This is a genomic window from Bacillus cereus group sp. MYBK222-1 (assembly GCF_051916425.1).
Lineage (GTDB): Bacteria > Bacillota > Bacilli > Bacillales > Bacillaceae_G > Bacillus_A > Bacillus_A paranthracis.
Window position 1 is genome coordinate 450,695 of sequence record NZ_JBQAGP010000002.1, and the last position, 12,229, is coordinate 462,923.

Here is a 12,229-nt window from a genome sequence, read left to right on the forward strand (position 1 = left end):
TTTACGCTTATAAATAAGATTTAATCATCTTACGTGCTTTTTTCATATTACGTTTTGAAAATACATCTTGTTTGCGAGCATATTGATATGCTGCCGCTCCAACACCTAATGCGATTAATGAATTGCGTAGATTCAAAGTAAATCCCCCTTTTCGTTATCCGATCGTTCTTTCATTCTCATCAAATAAATCATCAAGAGAACTTAACGAACCATCTTCTTCTACTTGATGCGTATGGATTTTCCCCTTTGAAACCGATAATTCGATATAACAATTCCAGCAATAAAATTGGTTGACACCTATTTTCCCAATGTCTTTTCCTTTGCAATTTGGACAAATAAACATATGGCGTTCATCTCCTTACAGTCTCCCGGATTCTATTCGCCATTATTTCCAAACTGCATTCATTTATACATTGCTGGAGCCTTTCAACGTTATACGTTTGAAAGTTTCACTATATAATTTTACCTTTTTACATGAAATCATACGGTGAAATGTTTTCCACGTCCATTTCTTCGCCATTAACCGTTACCATCTGTACTTCTCCTTGTGATTCTTGCAATCGGCTAGCTAAAGTCGTTTGACGCATTGCATCATCAAGGCGATTTACACCAGACTGAAAAGCAGCTTCCTCCCCGCAAATAATAAGGAACTTCTTACTTCTTGTAATACCAGTATAAATTAAATTACGACGTAACATACGATTATAACTTTTTACTATCGGCATAATTACAATCGGAAACTCACTACCTTGCGATTTATGAATGGAACAACAATACGCATGTGTAATTTGATTTAAATCTGGTTTTGTATATGTTACCTCAATTCCATCAAATGAAACGATAATCATATCTTGTTGCTCAACGTTTTCTTTCGCATAAAACACCGAAACAATTTCTCCGATATCACCATTAAAAACTTGACTCTCCGGCTGATTAACGAGTTGCAAGACTTTATCGCCTCTTCGGTATACAACATCACCGTAAGCAATTTCTTTACTCTTTTCCCTTTTCGGATTAAACACTTCTTGCAACGCTTCGTTTAGTACATTAATACCCGCCGGTCCACGATACATCGGGGCCAATACTTGTACATCTCTTGCGCTAAACCCTTTTGTCTTCGCATTCTCACAAACCTTCTTAACAACCTCAACAATTTGAGCTCCTGTACAACCGATAAATGAACGATCTTTTTGGTTTTGCGCTAAATCTGGTGGGAGCGTTCCATTTTTTATCGCATGGGCAAGTTGAATTACTGATGAACCTTCCGCTTGACGATAAATCTCAGTAAGCTTTACTGTTGGAACTGCACCTGCATTCAATAAATCTTTTAATACTTGTCCAGGTCCTACAGATGGTAATTGATCTTCATCGCCTACAACGATAACTTGAATGTTAGTCGGCAATGACTTAAACAGCTGATTTGCAAGCCAAATATCAACCATTGAAAATTCATCAATAATGAGTAATTTCCCTTGTACCGGATCTGTTTCATTACGCTGGAAAGAACCTTCTGGCGTCCATCCAAGTAAACGGTGAATTGTACAAGCTGGAAGCCCTGTTGATTCACTCATTCGCTTCGCTGCCCTTCCTGTTGGAGCCGTTAATAATATCGGAAATGGATTATCATCACTATATTCATTCGGATTTAACGATAGCCCGTGAAGTGACGCATACATTTCAACAATTCCTTTAATAACTGTTGTTTTCCCTGTTCCTGGTCCACCTGTCAATAACATCATCGGTTTATGAAGTGCCGTTTGAATTGCTTCTTGCTGAAACGGTGCATATTGTACGTTCAGTTGTTCTTCAATTTCACCTAATGTTTTTAACACTTCTGCCTCTGGAAATGAAGGTGTTTCTTCTTGATTCATAAGCCTGCGAATGGACTTTACAACACCTTTTTCAGAGTAGAATAACGATGCCAAATACACTCGCTCTTCTTCGATGATGACTTTCCCTTCACTTTGCATCATTTCAATACAGCTTATAATGTCTTCCTCCGTCACTCTTCCTTCTTGATTATTTAAAAGTGACATCGTTTCTCTTATAAGTTGATCTTTTCTCATATAAACGTGACCAAGTTGTAATGATACATTCTCTAACGTGTAAAAACATCCTGCGCGTACACGGTCGTCGTGATTACCCGATATCCCTAACGCACGCCCTATATCATCCGCTCTTCCAAAACCAATTCCGTCCACTTCTTCAATAAGTTGGTACGGGTTATTACGAATTACTTCTAATGTCATCTCTTTATATTGCTGATAAATCTTAATAGAAAGCTTCGTTCCAAAACCGTAGCCATTTAAAAAGCTCATTACTTTCTCTAATCCTTGATGTTCAACAATTGTCTCATATATCTCCTGAGCCTTTTGTTTATTAACAACACCATTTAATGCCTCAGGGTCATCCATAATTTTAGAAATAGCATGTTCTCCGAGATGATCTACAATTTTTTCAGCTGTACGCTTTCCTATCCCTTTAAATAAATCACTCGCTAAATATTGCACCATACCGGCTTTTGTTTGCGGCAATTCTTTCTTAAACGTTTCGACCATATATTGTTTTCCATACTTCGGATGGTCTTTAAAATGACCTGTCAACGTAAACACTTCATCTTCATGCATGCGAGGAAAATGACCGTTTATCATTACTTTCTTTTCGTCGTACGTTTCATTCGTTTCAATGACTTTCATACTGACAACGGAATAGAGGTTTTCTTCGTTGTGGAAAATGGTATGAAGAACTTGCGCTTTTATAAACTTTTTCTCTTCCTCAAACAAATCCATTGCATGTTGATTTCCCATCTTTCCTCTCCTTTCCGGTTTCGTTTCACTTTAATGAGCAGTACATCCCCCACCTATTTAGATGAGGGATAACTACTCATTAACTATATTTTCATCTTATTCAGCTTCTTGCTCTAATAAACGAACACCATTACCCGCTAAAAAGTGATCTGGCTGAATTTCAGTTGCTTTCTTAAATAAAGCGAGAGCCTTCTCATTTTTTTCCTCAAATACGTAGGCAACACCTAAATTATAATACGCATCTGCATGCTCTTCATCCATTTCTAATACCTTTTCAAAATAAGGTTTCGCCTCTTGAATATGTTCTAGTCGTGCAAAGCAAAGTCCGCACTGGAACAAAGCTTCTACATCGTTTTCATCTAATTCTGTTGCTCTTTGTAAAAACGGCAGTGCAAGACGATCATTTCCAAGTTGCACATATGTAATACCTAACATAAACGTTACATCAGCTGATTGTAATCCAGCTTGCATCGCTTGTTCAAATACAGCTTTCGCCTCTGCAAATTGCTCTTGACCGTAATATACATTTCCTAATCCATAATACGCAGCCGCTGATTTATCATCTAACTCCAATGCACGTTTATAAAATAAAATTGCTCTCTCACTGTCACCTAGTACATCTAATAAGTTTGCAAAATTAATATATCCAAGCGCATCTTTCGGATTTTCTTCGATTGCTTCTGTGAAATTTTTAGCAGCTTCTTCCCAGTTTCCTTCTTGCATATATTGAATACCTGTTTCAAGTTTGTTTGACATGTCCTTCACCTCTACAACAAATTATAACAAAGAATGTATTTTCCAAGCGAACGAAAATTCGCCTTATGTAAAAGAAACCTCTAACCGCGAATCGGTAGAGGCTTCTCTTTTATCCTAAATAATCCAATTTCTTACCGCTACGGTACACTTCATCAATTGTAGCACCGCCTAAACACTCATCTCCATCATAGAAAACAACTGCTTGTCCTGGTGTAATTGCACGAATTGGCTCGTCACAAAGAATACGAACTGTATTTTCATCAACGATTTGAACCGTTACTTTATTGTCTTCTTGACGATAACGGAATTTCGCTGTGCACTTAAATTCTTTCTCTTTCGCTTTATTACTTACCCAGCCAACATTTGTAGCAATAACTTCGTCGCCATATAGAAGTTCGTTATGGAATCCTTGATCAACATATAAAATGTTTTCTTTCAAGTTTTTCCCAACAGCAAACCACGGATCACCGTTACCACCAATACCAAGGCCATGACGTTGTCCAATTGTGTAGTACATTAAACCGTCATGCTTTCCTTTCACTTCGCCAGATAACGTTTGCATCACACCTGGTTGTGCTGGTAAATAGTTACTTAAGAAATCTTTAAAGTTACGCTCACCAATGAAGCAAATACCAGTACTATCTTTCTTCGCCGCTGTCGCTAAACCAGCTTCTTTCGCCATTTCACGAATTTGTGGTTTCTTCAGTTCACCAAGCGGGAACATTGTTTTTGATAATTGCTCTTGGCTTAATTGATTTAAGAAATACGTTTGGTCTTTATTGTCATCAACGCCGCGAAGCATTTTATATTCGCCGTCCATATAAGCAACGCGTGCATAATGACCTGTCGCTACATAATCAGCACCGAGCGCAATGGCATGCTCTAAAAATGCTTTAAATTTAATTTCTTTATTACACATTACATCTGGGTTTGGTGTACGACCAGCTCGGTATTCATCTAAGAAGTACGTAAATACTTTATCCCAGTATTGTTTTTCAAAGTTTACTGCATAATACGGAATACCAATTTGGTTACACACTTCAATTACATCATTGTAATCTTCTGTTGCTGTGCAGACACCATTCTCATCTGTATCATCCCAGTTTTTCATAAAAATTCCGATTACATCATAACCTTGCTCTTTTAATAAAAGAGCCGCTACAGATGAATCGACGCCACCGGACATCCCGATGACAACGCGTGTTTCGTGAGGTAGTTTGTTCATCATGTCACCTCCCATGCTAATTTTGTGTTAATCGCTTCACGATTTTCACTGTTTCGTACGCCGCTTTCTCAACTTGCTCTTTCGTATTTCCAAGTCCGAAACTAAAACGTACGGATGAACGTATTTGATCGGAGTCTTTTCCGAACATCGCCACTAATACATGTGATGGATCAATCGAACCAGCTGTACAAGCCGAACCACTTGATACTGCAATGCCAGCTAAGTCTAAGTTCACAAGAAACGGTTCAATGTTCATTCCTGTAAAACTAATATTAAGCACATGTGGTAATCGATATTCTAAGTTTCCGTTTACCTCGAAAGTAATGTCTTCATTTTTGAAGACAGATACCATTATATCTTTAAACTCTTCATATTGGGCATTTTTTTGCTCACGAGTTTTTTCAGCTAGCAAAATTGCATGTTGCAACCCAACGATGCTCGGCACATTTTCCGTACCAGCACGGCGTTTTCTTTCTTGCTCCCCACCTATTAATAACGGTTCAAATTTCACATTTGCACCAGCGTATAAGAACCCGACACCTTTTGGCCCGTTAATTTTATGAGCCGAAATTGATAATAAATCAATACAAAACTCTTTCACATCAATTTCTACTAAACCGTAAGCTTGTACCGCATCTGTATGGAAATAAGCTTGATGCTCTTTTAGCAGCTTACCTATTTCCGCAATTGGTTGCATCGTCCCAACTTCATTATTCCCAAACATAATAGATACAAGAATTGTCTCTTCTGTTAATGCCTTTTGTATGTCAGAAACTTGAACGCGTCCTGTTTCATCAACAGGTAAATATGTCACTTCAAATCCTTCACGCTCTAACAATTCACACGTATGCAAAATTGCATGATGTTCAATTTGCGTCGTTATAATATGGTTACCTTTATGACGGTTCGCACGCGCTACACCGATAAGCGCTAAATTATCAGCTTCCGTACCACCGCTCGTAAATATGATTTCATTCGGATTCGCATGAATGCTACGTGCACATGCGCGTCTCGCCTCATCTACTGCATGGCGCGTTTGGCGTCCATAAAAGTGAATACTAGACGGGTTTCCGAATGTTTCTGTCATATATGGAATCATCTTTTCGACCACTTCCGGGTGAGTCGGAGATGTCGCAGCATGATCTAAGTAAATGCGTTCCATTAAATCTCCTTCTTTCCAAATCGTTTCACAAGGAATTAAATGTAAAACATATAGCCCCCGTGATTTTCTTCCTCATAACGTACTAAATCTTCTAATGTTGTACTATCTAACACTTCTTGCACCGCATCACGAACACGCATCCATAATTGGCGTTGTGCTGGTTCTTCTTCTTCTATCATTTCTACAACACTAATCGGACCCTCTAATACACGGATTACATCCCCAGCTGTAATATTAGCCGGCTGATCTGATAATACATATCCGCCATATGCCCCGCGCGTACTCTTTACTAGACGCGCGTTACGAAGTGGTGAAATTAATTGCTCTAAGTAATGCTCAGATAAGTCATGTGCCTGCGCAATTGATTTTAATGAAATCGGACCTTCACCAAACTTTTTTGCAAGATCGATCATAATTGTTAAGCCGTAGCGGCCTTTCGTTGAAATCTTCATCTATTTTGCACCTCTTTTCAAATTTTCACTTCTATTGGTTATATCTTATTTATAAAAGAACACAATTTAAAATCCTATGAAATTATAGCATAATATAGTATTATAAGAAATTTCAACTTGTGTATCAAAATGATAACATAAAATCACATTGAAAAACTCGGAAATTATTACAATTGAAAGAAAAATGAAAATATTCATATTCATTTTTCCCACAAAACAGCATCCTATTTCAAATTCCACTAAAAAAAATGATACGATAGAAAGAGATTATACATTAAGGGAGACGGTAAAAATGAAACAACCACTCGCACATCGAATGCGCCCTACAAATATTCAAGAAATTATCGGACAACAACATTTAGTTGGTGAAGGAAAAATTTTATGGCGAATGGTCCAAGCAAATCATTTTCAATCTATGATTTTATATGGCCCTCCAGGCACTGGAAAAACATCCATCGCGAGCGCAATTGCCGGAAGTACCGGAACCCCTTTTCGCCTATTAAACGCTGTTACTCATAATAAAAAAGATATGGAAGTTGTCGTACAAGAGGCAAAGATGCATCGACACCTCGTTTTAATTTTAGATGAAGTACACCGTCTAGATAAAGCAAAACAGGATTTTTTATTACCCCATTTAGAAAGTGGACTCCTTACTTTAATTGGTGCAACGACGAGTAATCCGTTCCATGCTATTAATTCTGCTATTCGAAGTCGTTGTCAAATCTTTGAATTACACGCATTAACAGAAGATGATCTTTTAATTGGATTAAAACGAGCACTTGAAGATAAAGAAAAAGGTCTTGGAGAATATGATGTAACTGTTACACCTGAGGCATTACATCACTTTGCAAATGCATCAGGCGGAGATATGCGTTCCGCTTATAATGCACTGGAACTAGCTGTTTTATCTAGCTTTACAACTGATGACAAAGCTGCGGAAATTACGCTAGAAATCGCCGAAGAATGCTTACAAAAAAAGAGCTTCGTTCATGACAAAGGCGGAGATGCTCATTATGACGTATTATCGGCATTTCAAAAATCGGTGCGCGGAAGCGATGTAAATGCAGCACTTCATTATTTAGCACGTCTTATTGAAGCTGGCGACTTGCAAAGCATCGGCAGACGTCTTCTTATTATGGCATATGAGGATATTGGACTTGCTAGCCCGCAAGCTGGACCGCGTACGCTAGCAGCTATAGAATCAGCGGAACGAGTTGGATTCCCAGAAGCACGCATACCACTTGCAAATGCCGTTATTGAGCTTTGCCTATCACCAAAATCAAACTCAGCTTATAAAGCACTTGACGCTGCCTTACACGATTTACGGAACGGTCAAACAGGCGATATTCCAAGTCATTTAAAAGATAGTCATTACAAAGGCGCAGAGGCACTTGGAAGAGGCATTGGATACTTATATCCACACGACCATCCAAATGGTTGGGTACAGCAACAATACTTACCTGATAAAATAAAAAACAAACAATATTATAAACCGAAAACGACAGGGAAATTTGAGCAAGCACTTTCTACTGTATATGAAAGATTACAAAGTTCGAATAAAACGAAAAATAAAGGGTAACATAAGCGAAAACGTCACCATTATGGAGGCTTCGCTTATGAAAACACGTCAAGATGCATGGACAAAAGAAGACGATCTCCTTTTAGCAGAAACTGTTTTACGACATATTCGCAGCGGCAGTACACAAATAAAAGCATTCGATGAAGTCGGCGATGCTTTAAATCGGACTTCCGCAGCTTGCGGCTTTAGATGGAATGCTGAAGTAAGGCCAAATTATGAAGATGCGGTGCAGCTTGCGAAAAAACAACGTAAAGAATTAAAGCGTTCTGAAGCTAAAATAGAAAAAGATCAGTTCACAAAAACGAAACAACTCGTAATCGATGCTGAGTTTTCAGAAGATATTGTACCAAGTAAACAAGAACTTACAATGCAAAATGTCATCTCGTTTTTGCAAAACTTAGAGCACAATAATCCTTCACTCGCAAAGTTACAAACTGAAAATGAAGTATTACAAACTCAGCTCACTTCCTTGCAAAAAACGAATGATGAGCTTGAAACTAAATTAGCCGCACTCACAAAAAAACAACAAGCAATCGAAGAAGATTACGCAATGCTCGTTAGAATTATGGATCGTGCTCGAAAACTCGTTTCAGTTGAAGAACAAGAAGAGCAGATCGCTCCCATTTTCAAGACAGATCAAAATGGAAATTTAGATATTATTTATTCTGCAGAGAATTAAAAAAGGATGTCACCTAGCCCAATTTTCCGGCTAAGTGACATCCTTTTTTTGTCTCTTCGGTGGATAGCATATTGGTAAATGAAATTATATCGACGATTTTTCGAATATATCTATCGTAACTTACAATATATCAACGATTTTTTAATTATATCGACTATTCGACAAGGAATATCGATTTACCGACAAATGTTGACAAAATAAGTCGATTTTTTATAAAAATAAATACCTAAGATTAATTGGATATATTTTACTTAAATGTTAATATGAATATATACGATCGAAGGGAGATGATTGCTATTTCATTAATAGTCTTCAAAATAACGCTTGGCATTCTCGTCCTAATATTAGGTCTTTTTACCATTCATAGTTTAAAAAAGACGTCAGCTTATAAATCGAACAAATATGATTATTTTTTATTAGGATTACTTACACTTGAAGTATTAGTATTGCAAATATCAGCAGTTCTTTAAAATATAATAGAAAAGCATATATCCGAAATGGATATATGCTTTCTTTTTATTCTTGCCCTACACGCTTCACTTCTACATTTTTAATGCGTTCACGTACAACGTGACTTGCCATAATTAAGCCTGCCACAGATGGTACGAATGCATTTGATGAAGGTGGTAATTTCGCTTTACGAATTTTTGCATTTTCGTCTGGTACAATTTCTTTACGTACTTCTTCACGAATTACGATTGGGTTTTCGTCAGAGAAGACAACTTTTACACCTTTTTTAATGCCCTCTTTACGAAGCTTCGTACGAATGACTTTCGCAATTGGATCTGTATGTGTTTTAGAGATGTCCGCAATACGGAAACGAGTTGGGTCCATTTTATTTGCTGCACCCATACTTGAGATAATTTTAATTTTACGACGTAAACATTGTTTAATTAAATGAATTTTGAACGTAATCGTATCAGATGCATCCACTACAAAGTCTAAACCGTACTTAAAGAACTCTTCATATGTTTCATCTGTGTAAAACATTTCTAGTCCAATTACTTCACACTCTGGGTTAATGTCTGCAATACGCTCTTTCATTAATTCTACTTTTGAACGTCCTACAGTAGATACTAAAGCGTGAATTTGACGGTTTACGTTTGTAATATCTACAACATCTTTATCTACTAATACGAGACGCCCAACTCCAGAACGTGCTAACGCTTCAGCTGCAAAAGAACCTACGCCGCCAATTCCTAAAATACCGACTGTACTATTTTTTAATATTTCAAGTCCTTCTTTACCGAAGGCTAATTCATTACGTGAAAATTGATGTAACATTCAGCTCTACACTCCTATTACAAAAATGGTCTACCATGTATTCTAGCGTTTTTCCGACTATTTGTATAGAAAAAGTTATAGAATTCCTAAAAATACATATTTCAAAAATAAAAACATAGTGTAAACCGGGATTTTATTTCTTCCTAAATACACGTTTAAAAAGGAGGATTTAGAGAACCGAGCAGATCGAGGCGCTGAAGCCAGGAGGAGCGCAGTGTAGCTTTACTACTCGAGCACCGGACTGGCAAAGCAACGATGAGATGCGACAGTTATCTGAACCGGATTTTTTAAACAACCTTCCAATACACGTTTAAAAAGGAGGATTCAGATAACCGAGCAGATCGAGGCACGTATGCTAGGAGGAGCGCAGTGTAGCTTTACTACTCGAGCACCAGACTAGCATACGTAACGACGAGATGCGACAGTTATCTGAACCGGACTTTTTAAACAACCTCTCAAAAAAAGCCTAGATGGTATTAGTATAACCATCTAGACCCTATTCTTACTTCTCTTCTTTTAAGCTTAATTTTAAGTTTAACTCTTCAAGCTGTGCTTCTGCAACTGGGCTTGGAGCTTCTGTTAATAAGCAGCTTGCGCTTGCTGTTTTCGGGAATGCAATTGTATCACGAAGGTTCGTACGACCTGCAAGTAACATAACAAGACGGTCTAAACCTAATGCAATACCACCGTGTGGTGGAGTACCGTATTCGAATGCTTCTAATAAGAATCCGAATTGCTCTTGCGCTTCTTCTTGTGAGAATCCAAGTGCTTTGAACATTTTTTCTTGTACGTCACGCTCGTAAATACGAAGTGATCCACCACCAAGCTCATAACCGTTTAATACAAGGTCATATGCTTGCGCACGTGCTTTTTCTGGTGCTGTTTCTAATAGCTCAACATCTTCACGGAATGGCATTGTGAATGGGTGGTGAGCTGCGAAGTAACGATTTGCATCTTCATCGTACTCAAGAAGCGGCCAATCCGTTACCCATAGGAAGTTAAATTTACTTTCGTCAATTAACTCAAGCTCTTTACCTAGACGTAAACGAAGTGCACCTAAGCTATCTGCAACAACGCTCTTCTTATCTGCTACGAATAGTAATAAGTCACCAGCAGTAGCTTCTAATGTATTCATTAACACGTTTGCATCTTCTTCACCGAAGAATTTCGCGATCGGTCCTTTTAAGCCGTCTTCTTCCACTTTAAGCCAAGCTAAACCTTTTGCACCGTATACTTTTACGAATTCAGTTAATGCATCGATGTCTTTACGAGAGTATTTGCTCGCAGCACCTTTTGCATTAATTGCTTTTACTTGTCCGCCGCTTTCTACAGCACTTGTAAATACTTTAAATCCACAACCTGCTGCAAACTCAGATAAGTCTGTTAGTTCCATTTCAAAGCGTGTATCTGGCTTATCAGAACCGTAACGAGCCATTGCATCAGCGTAAGTCATACGAGGGAATGGTGCACTAATCTCTACACCTTTCGCATCCTTCATAACTTTCGTCATCATGCGCTCCATCATATCTAAAATTTCTTCTTGTGTTAAGAATGAAGCTTCAATATCGATTTGCGTAAATTCTGGTTGACGGTCCGCACGTAAATCTTCATCACGGAAACAGCGTGCTACTTGATAGTAACGCTCAAATCCACCGACCATAAGAAGCTGTTTAAATAGCTGTGGAGATTGTGGTAATGCATAGAATTCACCATCATGTACACGACTTGGTACTAAATAATCACGAGCTCCTTCTGGCGTGCTCTTCGTTAAAATTGGTGTTTCCACTTCTAAGAACTCTTCTGTGTCTAAGAAGTTACGAATTGTTTTTGTTACGTCATGACGCATTTTGAATGTGTTGAACATTACAGGACGACGTAAGTCTAAATAACGATATTTTAAACGCACATCTTCTGATGCATCTGTATCATCAGCAATAATGATTGGCGTTGTTTTCGCTGCATTTAATACATTTACTTTCGTTGCTTGTACTTCAATACGACCAGTTGCCATATTGTCATTAATTGCGCCTTCACCACGCTCAACAACTGTACCTTCTACGTGTAGTACGTATTCGCTACGAATTGTTTCTGCTACTTCTAGCGCTTCTTTTGATGTTTCTGGGTTAAATACAACTTGTACGATACCTGTACGGTCACGTAAGTCGATAAAGATTAATCCACCTAAATCACGGCGTTTTTGTACCCAACCTTTTAATTGAACTGTTTGTCCAACTGCTTCTACTGTTACTTTTCCACATGCATGCGTTCTTTCAGCCACTGTAAGT

11 protein-coding genes are annotated in these 12,229 nt (G+C 38.0%); 2 read left to right on the forward strand and 9 right to left on the reverse strand.

The features are described from left to right. Window positions 1-7: 7 nt before the first annotated feature. The 7 genes from ACTFR9_RS14375 to cymR all read right to left on the reverse strand — a co-directional run bounded on the left by ACTFR9_RS14375 (window position 8) and on the right by cymR (window position 6,402). Window positions 8-136: a YrzQ family protein gene (locus tag ACTFR9_RS14375; RefSeq protein ID WP_001053553.1), complete on the reverse strand. Its 129-nt coding sequence runs from the start codon at window positions 134-136 to the stop codon at window positions 8-10. Between the two features lie 18 nt (window positions 137-154). Continuing rightward, the gene (locus ACTFR9_RS14380; protein ID WP_000469281.1) at window positions 155-343 is read right to left on the reverse strand and encodes a hypothetical protein; all 189 of its coding nucleotides are present in this window, start codon (window positions 341-343) and stop codon (window positions 155-157) included. A gap of 127 nt (window positions 344-470) precedes the next feature. Next, window positions 471-2,807, reverse strand: coding sequence for an SF1B family DNA helicase RecD2 (gene recD2 / locus ACTFR9_RS14385; protein ID WP_214328307.1), 2,337 nt, complete (start codon window positions 2,805-2,807; stop codon window positions 471-473). A 96-nt stretch (window positions 2,808-2,903) separates the two neighbouring features. Next, the gene (locus ACTFR9_RS14390) at window positions 2,904-3,563 is read right to left on the reverse strand and encodes a tetratricopeptide repeat protein (RefSeq protein ID WP_000066399.1); all 660 of its coding nucleotides are present in this window, start codon (window positions 3,561-3,563) and stop codon (window positions 2,904-2,906) included. 109 nt (window positions 3,564-3,672) lie between these two features. After that, entirely contained in the window at window positions 3,673-4,788 is a 1,116-nt protein-coding gene (gene mnmA / locus ACTFR9_RS14395) for a tRNA 2-thiouridine(34) synthase MnmA (RefSeq protein WP_001038008.1), read from the reverse strand. 16 nt (window positions 4,789-4,804) lie between these two features. Continuing rightward, window positions 4,805-5,950: a cysteine desulfurase family protein gene (locus tag ACTFR9_RS14400; RefSeq protein ID WP_000439903.1), complete on the reverse strand. Its 1,146-nt coding sequence runs from the start codon at window positions 5,948-5,950 to the stop codon at window positions 4,805-4,807. A 35-nt stretch (window positions 5,951-5,985) separates the two neighbouring features. Then, window positions 5,986-6,402: a cysteine metabolism transcriptional regulator CymR gene (cymR, locus tag ACTFR9_RS14405; RefSeq protein WP_000704116.1), complete on the reverse strand. Its 417-nt coding sequence runs from the start codon at window positions 6,400-6,402 to the stop codon at window positions 5,986-5,988. Between the two features lie 292 nt (window positions 6,403-6,694). Between cymR and ACTFR9_RS14410 the strand changes: the two genes are divergently transcribed. Both ACTFR9_RS14410 and ACTFR9_RS14415 read left to right on the forward strand, forming a co-directional pair. Continuing rightward, window positions 6,695-7,981, forward strand: coding sequence for a replication-associated recombination protein A (locus tag ACTFR9_RS14410; protein WP_000812933.1), 1,287 nt, complete (start codon window positions 6,695-6,697; stop codon window positions 7,979-7,981). A 37-nt stretch (window positions 7,982-8,018) separates the two neighbouring features. Continuing rightward, window positions 8,019-8,660 (forward strand): RsfA family transcriptional regulator, encoded by a 642-nt coding sequence (locus ACTFR9_RS14415; RefSeq protein WP_000857699.1) that lies wholly within the window; start codon window positions 8,019-8,021, stop codon window positions 8,658-8,660. 516 nt (window positions 8,661-9,176) lie between these two features. Here ACTFR9_RS14415 and ACTFR9_RS14420 read toward each other — a convergent pair. Next, window positions 9,177-9,944, reverse strand: a complete 768-nt coding sequence (locus tag ACTFR9_RS14420; protein WP_000903179.1) for a tRNA threonylcarbamoyladenosine dehydratase — start codon at window positions 9,942-9,944, stop codon at window positions 9,177-9,179. A 502-nt stretch (window positions 9,945-10,446) separates the two neighbouring features. After that, entirely contained in the window at window positions 10,447-12,222 is a 1,776-nt protein-coding gene (aspS, locus tag ACTFR9_RS14425) for an aspartate--tRNA ligase (RefSeq protein ID WP_103141774.1), read from the reverse strand. Between the last annotated feature and the right edge of the window lie 7 nt (window positions 12,223-12,229).